This is a genomic window from Thermocrispum agreste DSM 44070, from assembly GCF_000427905.1.
Lineage (GTDB): Bacteria > Actinomycetota > Actinomycetes > Mycobacteriales > Pseudonocardiaceae > Thermocrispum > Thermocrispum agreste.
In genome coordinates this window covers 142,030-156,895 of the sequence record NZ_ATYX01000005.1, presented here as the reverse complement: position 1 = coordinate 156,895, position 14,866 = coordinate 142,030, and the positions used below count along the sequence as shown (strand labels likewise).

Here is a 14,866-nt window from a genome sequence, read left to right as displayed (position 1 = left end):
CGCGATCAGAGTCTGGTCACCGCGGCGTCCGGGTCGGTGACGTCGACCTTGCCGCGGGTGTCGAACAGCAGCCGGGCCCGCTTGGCGATCGCCGTCAGGTCGTAGCTCGAGTGCGGCTGGAGCAGGATCGTCACGTCGGCAGACTCGAGCGCGGCGTTCAGGTCGGGCACGCACGCCAGCTGGTCGCCGTTGACCGACCAGGTCGGCACGAACGGGTCGTGGTACCACACCGTCGCGCCGAAGTTGGCCAGCAGCTTGGCCAGCGGCTGGGCGGGCGACTCCCGCTGGTCGTGGATGTCCGGCTTGTAGGTGACGCCCAGCAGCAGCACGGTGGAACCGCGCAGCGCCTTGCCCTGGTCGTTGAGCAGGTCCTGGGTCCGCCGCACCACGTAGGCGGGCATGGACGCGTTGATCTCCTGCGCCAGCTCGACGAAGCGGAACGGGTAGCCCAGCGTCTTGACCTTGTACGACAGGTAGTTCGGGTCGATCGGGATGCAGTGCCCGCCGACGCCGGGCCCGGGGTAGAACGGCTGGAACCCGAACGGCTTGGTCGACGCGCACCGGATCGCGTCCCAGATGTCCACGTCCAGGTGCTGGCAGAACTTCGCCATCTCGTTGACCAGCGCGATGTTGATGTGCCGGTAGGTGTTCTCCAGCAGCTTGGCCATCTCGGCCTCGCGCACGCCGCGGGCCCGCACCACCGTGTCGACGATGCGGCCGTAGAACTGCGCCACCCGCTCGGTGCACGCCGGGGTGAGACCGCCGACCACCTTCGGGGTGTTCTTCAGGCCGAACGTCGGGTTGCCCGGGTCGATCCGCTCCGGGGAGAACGCCAGGTTGAAGTCCTTGCCCGCAACCAGGCCGCCCGCCTCCAGCAGCGGGCGCACCACCTCGTCGGTCGTGCCGGGGTAGGTGGTGGACTCCAGCACCACCAGCATGCCCGGGTGCAGGTGCTCGGCGATCGTCTTCGTGGCGCTCTTGACCGCGCTCAGGTCCGGGCCGCCGGAGTCGGACAGCGGCGTGGGCACGCAGATGACCACCGTGTCGGCGGTGGCCAGCACGGACGGGTCGGTGGTGGCACGAAAGCCCTTGTCGACCATGTCCGCGACGTCGGCGTCGGTGAGGTCGTCGATGTGCGACTTCTTGGCGTTCAGGCCGTCGACCGCCGTGGCGTCGACGTCCAGCCCGACCACCTTGAGCCCGGCCTGCACGGCGCCCTGCGCGAGCGGTAGCCCGACGTAGCCGAGGCCGATGATGACGAGATCTGTGGTGTTCTCGGTAGGCACGAGCGGATGCTACACCTGCGCCCGGAAGCTCCCGGCCGCCGTGGTGGGCCACGTCGACAGCGCCGGGGCCCGTGCGCAAGCCCACGCCGCCCGCCCCTACAGTGCACGGTCATGCCGACGGTCATCCTGGCCACCAGCAACGGCACCGGAATGGGACATCTGGCGCGCGCCGCGGCCACCGCGCTGGCCGCGGGCGAGATGTTCCGCCCGGTGCTGTTCTCCATGTCGCAGGCGTTGCCGCTGGTCCGGTCGTCGTTGGGGCTGACCGGGGAGTACTGCCCGAGCCCCCAGCGGCGGTTCATGACGTCGGTTGACTGGCACGAGTACCTGGCGCGGCGGATCGAAGCGGTGATCGCGGAAACCGGCGCACAGGTCTTCGCGTTCGACGGCGCCTTCCCCTATCACGGTGTTTCGCTCGCCCGCCGGAGGCTGCCCGACGTGGCCTTCGTGTGGGTGCGGCGTGGCATGTGGAAGCCCGGCGCGAACCTGCACGCGCTGCGTAAGCGGCGCATGTTCGACGCCGTCCTCGAACCGGGTGATCTTGCCGCGGAGGCCGACCGGGGCGCCACGGCCGCGGCGGCCGACGTCGTCCGCGTTCCGCCGGTCACCCTGCTGGAGTGTGTCGATCGCGTGCCGAAGGAGCAGGCAAGGGCGGAGCTGGGGCTGGATCAGGACCGGCCGGTGGCGCTGGTGACGTTGCGTACGCAAGGGTCCGACGCGGCAATGGCCGCGGTGCGCACGATCCTTGCCGACGACAGCTGGCTGGTCGCTCTGACCCGGTCACCGATCAGCGCCGGTGATCTCGGGCTCGAACCCCACCTGGCGCAGCGGGTGGTCCGGTTGCACGGGGTCTTCCCGCTGGCCCGCTATCTGTCCGCCTTCGACGCGGCAGTGACCGAGACCGGCTACAACTCGTTCCACGAAATGCTGTACGGCCGGATGCCGGTGGTGTTCGTCCCCACCGAGGCGGCGCTCACCGACGACCAGGCGGCCCGGGCGAGCTGGGCGGCAGGCAAGAAGCTGGCGCTGAGCGCCCCGGAGCGGGACCCGGACCGGGTGGCCGGCGTCGTCACCCGGCTGCTGGACCACGACGTCCGGGCGGAACTCGCCGGGCGGCTCGCCGAGCTCTCCGCGCCCGAGGGCGCCGCCGCCGCGGCCACGACGCTGGCCGACGTGGCGGCGGGTTTCACCGCGCATCGGTTCTCGGTACCGGAGCGGGCGGAAATGGTTCGCGCTGCGGTGCGTCCGGCAGTGGAAAAGGTGATCGGCCCGCGGGCGGTGGCGGGAATCCAGCGGCTGCTCGGCAGGCGAGAGGAGCGGGTTCCGCCCTTACCCGGTCCGGTGACTTTCACCGAGTCGGCTGGCACCGACGCCGTGTCCGGGACCAGCCCGGTGGAGGACCTGCTGCCCGGATCGTCCGCCGGCTATCGCAGGCGCCGGGAAGAAATTGCCCGTACGTTCTACCCGTCAGGGTGAATTTGTGATCGCCCGCTCGGTGTGACTGGAGTCACGTTCGCTGCGCGTACGGTTCGTCCGACGCGGGTACGTACCGGTCAGCGACCTGATCGGGGCCGGAGCGAAGCCGGACCGAAATCCCCGGATGTGGCACCGCGGTGTGGCAGCCGCGGTGGCGGCAGGGAGCAGCCTCGGCCAACCGGGTGGAGTGCCGGACCGGGGCGACGAGGCCGAGCGGGAGGAGCACAGTGCGGCGCGTTGGGTTCGTGGCGTTGGTGCTCGTCGCCGGTGTCGTCGGCGGGGTCGCCGGGTGGCGGGCCGCATGGCTGTCTTCGGCCATCGCCGCCGCGACGTTCGTGCTGCTCGCCGGGGGACTGTGGTGGGTGCGCAACCGGCTCAACGCGGTGCGCAAACACCAGAGGAGCACCTACCGGCTGATCGAGTCGCTGCTGCGGCAGCAGAAGTCGCTGCATCGGCACCAGAAAGCGGTGGCCGCGGCGGTCTCGGCCGCGGGCCGGGCCCAGCGGGCGGAGACCAGGCACGCCCACCGGTCGGTGGCCAAAGCGGTGGGAGGCCGCACCAACGCGCTGGCCAAGAAGATCGAGCACGCCGCGGAGCAGGAAGCCGACCGGTCCCGGCGGCAAGCCGACCGGATGTTCCGCCAGCTGGAGGCGCTGCAGAACCTCTACCAGCTGATCCGCGTCCGCCGTGCCATGCCGCCCAGCCGCGGTTGGGCGCTCTCGCCGGACGTCCTGCTCAGCTACGTCGAGGAGATCCTGCGCGGCGAGCCTCGGACGGTGCTGGAGTGCGGTAGCGGCGCGTCGACCGTATGGGCCGCCTACGCGGTGGAACTGCTCGGGTCCGGCCGTGTCGTCGCACTGGAGCACGACCAGGAGTTCGCCGAGCGGACCCGCACGACACTCGCCGGGCACGGGCTGGCCGACGTCGCCGACGTGCGGCTGGCGCCGATCGCCCCGATCGACGTGCCCGCCGGGACCTGGCAGTGGTACGACACCGCCGCCCTGCACGATCTGCACGACATCGACCTGGTGCTGATCGACGGGCCGCCCAAGCCCACCCATCGCCAAGCCCGCTACCCGGCGGTTCCGGTGCTGCGCGATCGGCTGGCGCCGGGGGCGGTGCTGTTGCTCGACGACGCCGACCGGCCAGACGAGCGGGCGATCCTGCACCGGTGGCGATCCGAGTGGCCGGAGCTAACCTGGAACAAACTGCCGCACGAGAAAGGCACTGCCCGCTTGGTCGTCCCGCGCGCCTGATCCGGAGTAACCGACACACCACCGAGAACCTGGGCCCGCACAGCGTCGAGTGAGCGACCAAGTACTCTTGCTGACCATGTCAACCGCCAACCCGCTCATTCTGCATGTCACCGGGGCGCGTCCGAACTTCCCCAAGGCCGCGCCGGTCATCAAGGCGCTCACCGGGCGGGGCGTGGTGCAGAAGCTGGTGCACACCGGCCAGCACTACGACAAGCACATGTCCGACGTGTTCTTCGCGCAGCTCGGGCTGCCCGAACCGGACATCAACCTGGGCGTCGGGTCGGGAACCCACGCCAAGCAGACCGCCGCGGTGATGACCGCGCTGGAGGACTTGATCGTCGCCGAGCAGCCGGCGCTGGTCGTGGTGTACGGCGACGTAAACTCGACCGTCGCCGCCGCGCTGGTGACAGCGAAGCTCGGCGTGCCGATCGCGCACGTCGAGGCGGGGTTGCGCAGCTTCGACATGACCATGCCGGAGGAGGTCAACCGGATCGTCACCGACCGGCTGGCCGACCTGCTGCTGTGCACCAGCCCGGACGCCATCGCACACCTGGGCAACGAGGGCATCGACCCCGGCAAGATCCACCTGGTCGGCAACCCGATGATCGACACGCTGCTGGCCAACATGGACCGGTTCGACACCGAGGCCGCTGCGGCTCAGGCGGGCGTGTCCGGCGACTACGCGGTGGCCACGCTGCACCGCCCGAGCAACGTCGACGACCCGGCGGACGCCGCCGAGCTGGTCAAGGCGATGCACGCGGTGGCCGACCAGATCACCGTGGTGCTCCCGCTGCACCCCCGTGGGCGGCAGCGCCTGCGTGACGCGGGCCTGTTCGACCACCCGCGCATGAAGATCGTCGATCCGCTGGGCTACGTGGAGTTCATGGGCCTGGTGCGCGGGTCGAACGTGGTCATCACCGACTCGGGTGGGGTGCAGGAGGAGACGACGATCCTGGGTGTGCCGTGCCTGACGCTGCGACCCAACACCGAACGCCCGATCACCATCACCCACGGCACGAACCAGCTGGTGACGCGTGACTCGCTGCCCGGCGTGGTGGCCGACGTGCTGGCGGCGGGCCGCGCCGAGACCTGGCCGGTGCCGCCGCTGTGGGACGGCAAGGCAGGCGAGCGGATCGCCGATGTCGTGGTGCGGTTCCTCGGTGTCTAGCCGGCAGCCGGGGCCGGGCGCGGCCGGGCGGCGCGCGGCACATGCCCCCGACGTAAGTGGAGGAACAACCCTGTGGTCACCGAGGTGAGGCTCGGCAAACGGAGCGGAACCCAGCAGCCGCCGGCGCCGGGTGAAGCCAAGGCGGCGTCGCCCATCTCCGGTTTCCGGCCCGACGTGGAAGGCCTACGCGCCATCGCCGTCGGCCTGGTGCTGCTGTACCACGCCGGGCTGCCGTCTCTGTCCGGCGGGTTCGTCGGCGTCGACGTCTTCTTCGTGATTTCCGGGTTCCTGATCACCGGGCTGCTGGTGAAGGAGGTCCAGCGCACCGGCACCATCTCGCTGGCGGGCTTCTACGCCCGCCGCGCCAAGCGGCTGCTGCCCGCCGCGGCCACGGTGCTGGCCACCACCGTGGCGCTGACCATGGTGTTCATCCCGCGCGTCTCCTGGGAGGAGATCGGCGGGGACATCGTCGCGTCGGCGCTGTACGTGGTGAACTGGCGGCTGGCCGACCGGTCGGTGGACTACCTGGCCGAGGACAGCGAGGCGTCCCCGGTCCAGCACTACTGGTCGCTGGCCGTGGAGGAGCAGTACTACCTGGTGTGGCCGCTGGTGCTCCTGGCCGTGGTGTTCCTGCTGCGCAAGCGCGGCAAGCAGCTCGGCAACCACTTGTGGATCGGGCTCGGCCTGATCGCCGTGCCCTCGTTCGCGTGGTCGGTGTACTACACCATGGCCGAGCCGCCGGTGGCGTTCTTCGTGACCACCACGCGCATGTGGGAGATGGCCATCGGCGGCGCGGTCGCGCTGGGTGCCGTCTGGTTCACCAAGCTGCCGCAGGCGGTGGCCGTCCTGCTGGGCTGGCTCGGCGTGGCGGCCATCGTGACCTCCGCGTTCGTCTACGACACCAGCGCGGAATGGCCGGGTTACGCCGCGGCGCTGCCCACCCTGGGCACCGCCGCGGTGATCGCGGCCGGGTTCGCCGCGGGGCGGCGCGGTCCGATCGCCGTGCTGGGCACCCGGCCGTTCACCTGGGTCGGCGGGCTGTCCTACTCGCTGTACCTGTGGCACTGGCCGATGATCGTGGCCGCGGCCTCCTACTGGGAGGGCCTGACGCCGGCCAAGGGCCTGGCGGTGGCGCTGTTCTCCTTCGTCCCCGCGTGGCTCACCCTGAAGTACATCGAGAACCCGATCAGGTTCTCCAGCACCACGTTCAAGGTGCCCAGGAACTCGCTCAAGCTCGGCGCCGTGCTGTCGGTGACCGGTGTCGCCCTCGGCTTCGGCCTGGTCGGGGTGACCGCGGCGGTGGCCGGTGGCGGGGTGGTCGACGCCAAGGGCGCGGCCGCCATCGAAGGTCCTCCGTCGGCGTTCAAGCCGCAGACCTCGGCGGAGGCGATGGTGCCCGACCCGCTCGAGGCGACCGACGACGTGCCGGAGGCCTACGACAAGGGTTGCCAGGTCGACGTGCTGTCGGCGGAGCCGGTGGCCTGTACCTACGGTGACCCGGACGGCGACACGACGGTGACCCTGGTGGGTGACTCGAAGGCGCTGCAGTGGATCTCCGCGCTGGACACCATCGGCAAGGAGCGCGGCTGGCGGGTGGTCACCTACACCAAGTCCGCGTGCACGTTCGCCGACGTCACCATCTCGCAGGACGGCAAGCCGTACGACTCGTGCACCAAGTGGAGCCTGGCGGTCACCAGCAAGCTGCTGCAGGACCAGCCGGACGTGGTGCTCACCTCGCAGGGCAGGCAGAAGGCGCTGAAGGACCCGGGGAACGCCCAAGGGGGCTCCAGCGCGGAGGCCATGGTCGAGGGCATGACCGCTCGCTGGAGCAGGCTGGCGAAGGCCGGGATCACCGTGGCCGTGCTGCGCGACAACCCGTACCCGCCCGACGAAGTCGGCCCGGTCTACAAGTGCGTCGACGCCAACCGGGAAGATCTGGCCAAGTGCACGTTCGACCGCTCGGACGGTGAGAAGCAGGGCGGCGGCCCGGTCCAGCTGGAAGCGGTCAAAGAGGCCCCCGGCGTGGAGCTGATCGACCTCAACGACTACATCTGCCCCGGTGAGGTGTGCCCGCCGGTGATCGGCGACGTGCTGATCTACCGCCAGGGGTCGCACCTGACCAAGACCTACGTCGACAGCCTGGCGCCGCGGCTGGAGCGGGCCCTGGTGCCGATCGTCGACAAGGCGAAGTAGAGCCCACCGGACGACACAGAACCTGGAGACGCCATGACCGGTCGGCCCACTTCCCGCGCGAAGCTGGGCAGTGCCTTACGTGTGCTGCGCAAGTGGTCCCGCCAGCAGGAGGCGGAGCCGTCGTCGCCGACGTCGGCGACGATGGTGACTTCGGCGGCCGAGGACACCCCGGCGGAGCAGCCGCGTGAACCGCGTCCCCGCAGGTCGGACGTCACCGCCGCGGTGGCGGCGGGGGAACGGCTGCGCGCCGGGCTGGCATGGGAGTGGCGGCAGCTGGACCTGACGCCGGACAGCTGGCGCCAGGTGCTCGAGGGCAAGCCCGACCTGGCTCTGATCGAGTTCACCCGCTCCGGCGTGCCCGGGTGGGAGCGATCCGCCGTCGACGAGTTCGTCCACGCGGCGGACGCCGCGGGCATCGACGTGGTCGTGTGGGTGACCGACGCGGTACCCCCGGCATCGGCGCGGCCGTTGGCCAACCTGGCCAAGCTGGTGTGCGTGCACGACAAGTCGGTGGTCGACGCTTGGCGGGCCGAGTTCCCCGAGGGGAAGGTGGAGGTGCTGCTCCCGGCCGCCCAGCCGTTCGTGCACAACCCGGTCACGGGTGGGCCGGGGGACCGGCGGCAGCCGCAGGGCGTGCTGATCGTCGGCGAGCACGGATTCGACGAGTCCGAGGCGAAGATGTTCGCCGACGTGGTGACGCCAGCCCTCAAACCGGTGAAGTCCGCCGATTTCGACGTGTGGACGACCGGTCGGCGTCCGGAGGAACTGGACGGCAACGGTGTCAAGGCGAAGGTGCGCGGCACCGCCGGCTATCGGCGCTCGGTGGAGCTGGCGAGCTCGTACCGGGTGCTGCTGGACGCGGGCCGCTCGCACCGGGCCGACGCGTGGCGGGCGCTGGAGGCAGGCGCCGCGCAGACCGCGGTGGTCACCCTGCCGGAGTTCCGGGATGCCCTGCCGCCGGAGGTCGCCGAGCACGTCGCCGCGCAGGGCACGGAGAAGGAGCTGCGCGGTGAGGTGGTCGCCCGCACCTGGCAGACCGAGTTGCGGGACCGTGAGGCGTTGCGGTTGCACCGGGCGATCATGACCGGGCACACCTACGACCACCGGGTGGACAGCATCCTGGCCGGCCTGGGCAGGACCGCCGGGAGGCCGGTGCGCAGCGTCTCCGCCGTGGCGCCGACCAACCGGGCGCACGAGATCGGCAACATCTTCGACAACATCGGCAGGCAGGCCTACCCCGAGCTCGAGCTGGTGCTGGTGTTGCACGGTCTCGATCTCGACGACGCCGAGCTGCGGGCCCAGGCGGCCGACAAGGGCGTGCAGAATCTGACCATCGTGCACGCCGACCGGTCGCTGACCCTGGGCATGTGCATGAACCGCGGCATCGAGGCCGCATCGGGGGCCTACATCGCCAAGATCGACGACGACAACTTCTACGGCAAGCACTACCTGACCGACCTGATGGCCGCGTTCGACTACACCGACGCGGGCGTGGTCGGCAAGTGGGGTCACTACGTCTGGCTGCGCTCCACCGACGCCGTCGTGCTGCGCTACCCAGACGCCGAGCACACCTACGAGCGCCGCATTCAGGGTGGCTCGATGCTCATCGAGGGCGACCTGGCGCGTAGCCTGAAGTTCAGTGACATTCCGCGCGCCGTCGACAGCGACTTCCTGGACCGCGCCATGGCCGACGGCGTGCGCATCTATTCCGGTGACCGGTTCAACTTCGTCAGCGTGCGCGGTTCGGATCGGACCTCGCACACTTGGCAGGTACCCGACGTCACCTTCATGACCAAGACCGGGCGGTTGGTCTTCTTCGGTGACCCACGCGTCCACGTCGAGGTCTGAGCACATGGACCGTCCGGCCGGTCGCACATGATCCGGCGACACCTAGGGGAGCTCCGAAACACGATGTCCTCACTCAAGCGCCGCATGAAGGAAACCGTGCTCAAGGCCGCCTACCCGGTGGCGGTGCGGATTCCGCCGACCGTCGGCCCGGCGAAAGTGCGCAAGCTCAACGCGCGCATGCGCGTCAGCAAGGCGTTGCGGCTCATCCGGCAGAAAGAGGATTTCGCCAAGGCCGAGGCGGTCGCGCAGCCGCTGTTCGGCACGCCGTCGGAAGCCGGGGCCTGGCACGTGCGTGCGGTGCTGAAGCAGAAACAGGCCGACCTGACCGGCGCACTGGAGGACATCCGCAAGGCGGGGGAGCTGGATCCGAAGGATCTGGACATCAAGCTGGTGCATCTGCAGCTGGCCGGCCAGACCCAGCGCACCGCCGAGCAGCGGGAGATCCTGGAACAGCTGGCGGCGCGCACGCCACGCCACGGTGGTGAGGTGCGCAAGACGCTCGACGCGCTGGCCGAAAGCGAGGACGCCGAGCTGGTCGCCCGCTACGACAAGGTGCTGCAGGCTTCCTCGGTGTCCTACGAGCCGGAGCGGGTGCGGGAGCTGGAGGAGCAGCTGCGGCTGATCCAGCTGTTCCGCACCGACCGGAAGGCCTACGACGAGCACGTGGCGCGGATCACCGCGGAGCGCGAGCGGCCGGTGCACATCGTCGCCAGGGCGTTGTTCACCCTGCAGCAGTGGCAGGAACTGGCCGCCTACCTGGAGGAGAACACCGCGGGCACGCCGAGCGAGGACGGCAGGCCGCTGACGCTGCGGCAGCTGCGCAAGGCGGCACGCAAGGCGCAGGGATCCGGGCACCTCGCCGCCGCGATGTCGCTGGCCAAGCGGGTGCTGATCGACGAGCCCGGCGACGAGAAGATGAACGAGATGGTGGCCAGCTGCAGCGACCAGCTGGCCATCGTGGCCAACGGCTGGCCGGAGCTGGCCCCGGCGCCGGAGAAGACCGATCACCAGCCGCGGAAGGGTGCGGTGCTGTCGGTGCTGGCGCAGTCGCTGCCGATGACGTCCGGCGGTTACGCCACGCGGTCGCACGGCATCCTGAGCAGCTTGCACCAGCGCGGGTGGGACGTCCGCGCGGTGACCCGGCTGGGCTTCCCGTTCGACTGGTGGCGCGGCATCGGCGAACGCACCGTCAACCGGGTGGACGTGGTCGACGAGATCGAATACCACCGGCTGTACGACGAAGGTGTCACGCACTACCCCAAGCATCCGCTGGAGAAGTTCACCGAACGCTTCACCCAGGGCCTGGTGTCGCTGGCGCGGGACCACGGCGCGTCCCTGATCCACGCGTCGAGCTTCTACTTCAACGGGCTGGCAGGCGCGCGGGCTGCCCGTCAGCTGGGGATCCCGTTCATCTACGAGATGCGCGGCCTGGAAGACCTGATGAAGGTCTCCCGCGACGAAGGATTCGCCGAAACCGAACGGTACAAGTTCCTCACGTCGATCGAGAACGCCGCGTGCCGGGACGCGGACGTGGTGTTCGTGATCACCGAGGCGCTGCGTCGCGAGATGATCGACCGGGGTGTCCCGGAGGAGCGCCTGCGGGTGCTGCCCAACGGCGTGCACGCGAGCCGATTCGCCCCGCGCGAGCGGGACACCGAGCTGGCCGCCCAGCTGGGCGTGACGGACAAGACCGTGATCGGCTACGCCGGCGGCCTGGTGGACTACGAGGGCCTGGACCTGCTGCTGCAGGCCACCGCGGCGCTGAAGCAGAAGCGGTCGGACTTCCACGTGGTGATCGTCGGTGACGGCCACCACGAGCACGTGCTCCGCGGCATGGCGGACGAACTGCGGCTGGGTGACGTGGTGACGTTCACTGGGCGGGTGCCGCACGCCGAGGTCGGCCGGTACATTTCGCTGTTCGACATCGCCCCGTTCCCGCGGTTGCCGCTGCCGGTGTGCGAGCTGATCTCGCCGATCAAGCCGTTCGAGTCGATGGCCATGGGCAAGGCGGTGGTGTCGTCCAGCGTCGCCGCGCTCACCGAGATCGTCGACGACGGCAAGACCGGCCTGGTGTTCGAGAAGGGGTCGGCGGAGGCGTTCGCCGCGGTGCTCGGCAAGCTGCTCGACTCGCCGGAATTGCGTGCCGAGCTGGGCAAGGCGGCCCGCGAGTGGGTGCTCGCCGAGCGTGACTGGGCGCAGATCACCACCATCGTCGACGAGACGTACCACGAGCTGCTGGATCGCAAGGCTGGGAAGGCGGAATGACCGCTGCGGCCGCTGCCTCGCGGGTGGGCTCCGCGGTGCGCGCCGTGCTGCGGCGCGTCCGGTCGGCGATCAGCGGCCCGGACGCGGTCCGGCGTGCCGACCTGCGGGCGGCGCAGCGGGCGTATCGGCCGCCCACCCCCGTTCCTGCCCGGCCCGACCTGCGCGCCGCGGTGGCCGCCGACAGCCGATTGCTCGCGCTGTTGGCGTGGGAGTGGTCCCAGCAGGAGCTGACCCGGCAGAACTGGTCGTCGGTGCTGACCGACGGCGCCGTCGACATCGTCGTGCTGGAAGCCCGGCACGGGCGGCTGGCGGGATGGGATGACGCGCTCGCTCGCTGCGCCGACATGGCGATTCCCGTCGCGGTGTGGGTGACCGGCACCGTGACGGACGCCGACACGTCCTGGGCGGAGAAGGTCGACCAGGTGTTCGTCGACGACGATCGCTCGCTTGCCGCGTTCCCCGGCGCCGAGGTGCTGCCTCCGGCCGTGCAGCCACGACTGCACAACCCGTCGGTGGGTCGTCCCCGGCAGCAGGCGGCCGCCGTGCTCGGACCTCCTGTGAGCGGTGTCGACACCGGCAAGCAGGATCTGTGGGATCCGGGCGCCTTGCCGGCTTCCGGGCCGGAGGTGTCCGGCTACCCAGTCGTCGTGCAGCGCCGTTCGCACGCGTGGCACGTGCTGGCCGCGCTTGCCGGTGGCAGCAGCTTGCTGACCTCGAGCACCGAGGGGCTCCCGGCAGATGTCGTCGGCAATGCCACCGTGGTCGAGGACGAGGAGACGTTGCGTGCGCAGCTGACGGCGCACCTGTACCAGGCCGAGCTGGCCGACCGTGAGGGGCACGTGCTGGGCCGCATCGTGCGCCGTCGGCACGCCGCCGCGCGCCGGGTGGAGCGGCTGGCCGAGCTGGCGGGCCGGCCGGGGCGTCCCGCCGAACGCACCGTGTCGGCGGTGGTGCCGACCAACCGCGCCCACGAGCTGGACAACGTGTTCGCCAACGTGGCCAGGCAAGCGCACCCCGCGGTTCAGCTCGTGCTGGTACTGCACGGGTTGCGCGCCGCCGAGCTGGATTTGCGGGCCCGTGCCAAGGCCGCGGGAGTGGAGCACATCACCGTGCTGGAAGCCGACCCCTCGCTGCCGCTGGGCGCCTGCATGAACATGGGCCTGGACGCCGCAGATGGCGAGTTCGTCGCGAAGATGGACGACGACAACTTCTACGGGACCCACTACCTGGACGACCTGCTGGACGCGTTCGACTACACCGACGCAGGCATCGTGGGCAAGTGGGCCCACTACGTGTGGCTACGGTCCAGCGGGGCCGTCGTGCTGCGCTGCCCGCGCTCCGAGCATCGTTACGAACGACTCGTGCAAGGCGGGTCGATGCTGCTCAAGGCCGATGTGGCCCGCGCGCTGCGGTTCGACGACTCGCTGCCGCGCGGCGTGGACACCGACATTCTGAACCGTGCGCAGCGGGAAGGCGTCGCGACCTACTCGGCCGACCGGTTCAACTACGTCAGCGTGCGGGGAGCCGATCGCACCGCACACACCTGGACGATCACCGACGCAGCGCTGATGAACCGGGCCGGTTGCCTGATCTTCTTCGGCGACCCCCGCGAACACGTCGACATCTGAGTGCTTGGGGCCACCAGGCGCTCAGGAGCGTCGCAGCGAGGCGTACAGCTCGGCATACCGTCGGCCGTTCGCCGACCACTGCCGTTCGGCGACCACCCAATCGCGGGCTCGCTGTGCCATCGCCGACCGCTCGGCCGGATCGGCGTGCAGGCCGGCAAGGACGTCGGCCAAACCGCCTGCGTCGCCCGCACGGAAGTAGCGGCCGCGACGTCCGTCACCGGTGATTTCCCGCAGCGCAGGCAGATCGGAGGTGACCAGCGGGATGCCCGCCGCCATCGCCTCGAAAGGCTTGAGCGGTGTGACCAGCCGGGCGGCCCGTTCGTCGACCCGGGGAATCACGAACACGTCGAGCAGCGCGTAGTAGTCGAGTACCCGATCGTGCGGGACACGGCCGGTGAAAATCACCGCGTCACCGGCCTGCCTGCGCTGGGCCAGCTGTTCCAGCTCACCGCGCCGTCGACCGTCGCCCACGATCAATGCGGTTGCCGGAACGCCGCGACGACGAAGCTCGACCGCGGCGTCGATCAGCAGCTCCTGCCCCTCGCGGTAGTGGTCGAGGTTGCTGACGTAGCCGAAGGTGAACTTGCCTTCCAGGCCGAGGTGCGCCACCAGTTCGGCGGAACGGTCGCGTGGCTGGAATGCGTCGACGTCGACGCCGTTGGGCACCACGTGCACGCTTTCCGCATCGATGCCGCGCTGCACGATCTCGTCGCGCATCGACTCGCTCAGCGTCACCACGGCGTCGGCCTCGGCCATGCACCGGTTCTCGGTGTCACGCCGGCGCCGGTAGATCTCCGAGGATTCGGCCCATCGGGTGTCGGAGGTCCACAGCGACTCGAAGAAGCCGCGCACCTCGTAGACCACCGGGATGCCGAAGTGCCTGCCGAGGGCCAGCCCCACCAGGGCGGCTTCGAACCCGCGGTGGCCGGAGTGGACGTGGATGACGGCGGGCGCTTCGGCCCTGACCACCTCCGCGGCCGCCTCGGTGTAGTCCTGCAGGTATTCGTCCGCCGGCTTGTCGAAGTCGTAGTCCGCCCCGGGGTCGAGCCGCAGGTACCGCACGCCGCCGATGGTCTCCTCGGCAGCCGCGTCGGTGACTCCGATCTGCCGTGGGAAGCCGAGCGCGGTGACCACGACCGGCTGCAACCCGGCGGCCAGCTGTCCCTCGACGGTGTATTTGGAGCGGACGCTGTACCCGCTCTGCCGGTAGGGCAGGGAAATCTTCAGCAGGTGCAGCACCTTGTTCTCGGCGGCGGGCCGCAGCGGCTCAGGGTCTCCCGGCACCGTCGGCCGCCACGACGGGGACGTCTCCCGGAGCCGGCCGTCCAGCTGCGCGGCCTTGGCCGCCATCGCCGGATCGATCGCCCCCAGCAGCCGGGCGGCGTCGCGCTGGCCGGTGAGGGCCCCCGCCTTGCCGAGCGTCGACACCGCCTGCCGCAGCCACGCCTCGTCGTGCGGGAAATCGGTCAGATGGCGCTGAGCGAACTCCGCCGCCTCGGCGTAGCGTCGTTGCATGGTCAGGCGTTTGAGCCGGGCGAGCTGACCGGTCGAGGCGCGCGGCCCCGGCCTGCGCGGGCTGCGGGCCCGATCCCGGACGGCGGCCAGCCGGGCGCGCAGGCCTGGCGGTAGCGGGCTCATCGGCGTGCTGTCCCCGGGTTGCGGTCGGTCACGGCGGTGGATCCTACGGCACCGCCGGCCGGCCGCCGCCGGGTCTCGACCGACCGGGTCGCGGCGGCCGCCGTGGGG

General features: G+C 70.5%; 9 protein-coding genes. 7 read left to right on the top strand and 2 right to left on the bottom strand.

Annotated elements, in window-relative coordinates:
* Nucleotides 1-5 precede the first annotated feature (5 nt).
* A complete protein-coding gene (locus YWY_RS19525) occupies nucleotides 6-1,286 on the bottom strand; it encodes a nucleotide sugar dehydrogenase (protein WP_051309435.1) in 1,281 nt (426 codons plus the stop codon).
* Nucleotides 1,287-1,397: 111 nt separating this feature from the next.
* On the opposite strand from YWY_RS19525, the gene YWY_RS19520 reads away from it, so the two are divergent.
* From YWY_RS19520 to YWY_RS22975, 7 genes are all read left to right on the top strand, one after another.
* A complete protein-coding gene (locus YWY_RS19520) occupies nucleotides 1,398-2,762 on the top strand; it encodes a glycosyltransferase family protein (protein ID WP_051309434.1) in 1,365 nt (454 codons plus the stop codon).
* A 227-nt stretch (nucleotides 2,763-2,989) separates the two neighbouring features.
* Complete coding sequence (locus YWY_RS22985; protein ID WP_156899038.1) at nucleotides 2,990-4,018, top strand: O-methyltransferase; 1,029 nt, start codon at nucleotides 2,990-2,992, stop codon at nucleotides 4,016-4,018.
* Nucleotides 4,019-4,094: 76 nt separating this feature from the next.
* Nucleotides 4,095-5,186 carry a non-hydrolyzing UDP-N-acetylglucosamine 2-epimerase gene (gene wecB / locus YWY_RS0100700; RefSeq protein WP_028846046.1) on the top strand — a complete coding sequence of 364 codons (1,092 nt, stop codon included), beginning with the start codon at nucleotides 4,095-4,097 and terminating at the stop codon, nucleotides 5,184-5,186.
* A 72-nt stretch (nucleotides 5,187-5,258) separates the two neighbouring features.
* Nucleotides 5,259-7,379, top strand: a complete 2,121-nt coding sequence (locus YWY_RS0100695) for an acyltransferase family protein (RefSeq protein WP_051309430.1) — start codon at nucleotides 5,259-5,261, stop codon at nucleotides 7,377-7,379.
* A 33-nt stretch (nucleotides 7,380-7,412) separates the two neighbouring features.
* The gene (locus YWY_RS22980; protein WP_028846044.1) at nucleotides 7,413-9,227 is read left to right on the top strand and encodes a glycosyltransferase family A protein; all 1,815 of its coding nucleotides are present in this window, start codon (nucleotides 7,413-7,415) and stop codon (nucleotides 9,225-9,227) included.
* Nucleotides 9,228-9,290: 63 nt separating this feature from the next.
* On the top strand, nucleotides 9,291-11,492 hold the full coding sequence (locus YWY_RS19505; RefSeq protein WP_169725198.1) for a glycosyltransferase family 4 protein: 2,202 nt from the start codon (nucleotides 9,291-9,293) through the stop codon (nucleotides 11,490-11,492).
* Entirely contained in the window at nucleotides 11,489-13,120 is a 1,632-nt protein-coding gene (locus YWY_RS22975) for a glycosyltransferase family A protein (protein ID WP_156899036.1), read from the top strand. Before YWY_RS19505 ends, YWY_RS22975 begins: the two co-directional genes overlap by 4 nt.
* Before the next feature lie 21 nt (nucleotides 13,121-13,141).
* On the opposite strand, the gene YWY_RS19495 is transcribed toward YWY_RS22975, so the two are convergent.
* Nucleotides 13,142-14,758 (bottom strand): glycosyltransferase family 4 protein, encoded by a 1,617-nt coding sequence (locus YWY_RS19495; protein WP_051309424.1) that lies wholly within the window; start codon nucleotides 14,756-14,758, stop codon nucleotides 13,142-13,144.
* Between the last annotated feature and the right edge of the window lie 108 nt (nucleotides 14,759-14,866).

What these genes read in the sequence shown, in the direction of transcription:
- YWY_RS19520 (WP_051309434.1), top strand. Translation starts at nt 1,398, where the DNA reads ATGCCGACGGTCATCCTGGCCACCAGCAACGGCACCGGAATGGGACAT.
- wecB (WP_028846046.1), top strand. Translation starts at nt 4,095, where the DNA reads ATGTCAACCGCCAACCCGCTCATTCTGCATGTCACCGGGGCGCGTCCG.
- YWY_RS22980 (WP_028846044.1), top strand. Translation starts at nt 7,413, where the DNA reads ATGACCGGTCGGCCCACTTCCCGCGCGAAGCTGGGCAGTGCCTTACGT.
- YWY_RS19505 (WP_169725198.1), top strand. Translation starts at nt 9,291, where the DNA reads ATGTCCTCACTCAAGCGCCGCATGAAGGAAACCGTGCTCAAGGCCGCC.
- YWY_RS22975 (WP_156899036.1), top strand. Translation starts at nt 11,489, where the DNA reads ATGACCGCTGCGGCCGCTGCCTCGCGGGTGGGCTCCGCGGTGCGCGCC.
- YWY_RS19495 (WP_051309424.1), bottom strand. Translation starts at nt 14,758, where the DNA reads ATGAGCCCGCTACCGCCAGGCCTGCGCGCCCGGCTGGCCGCCGTCCGG.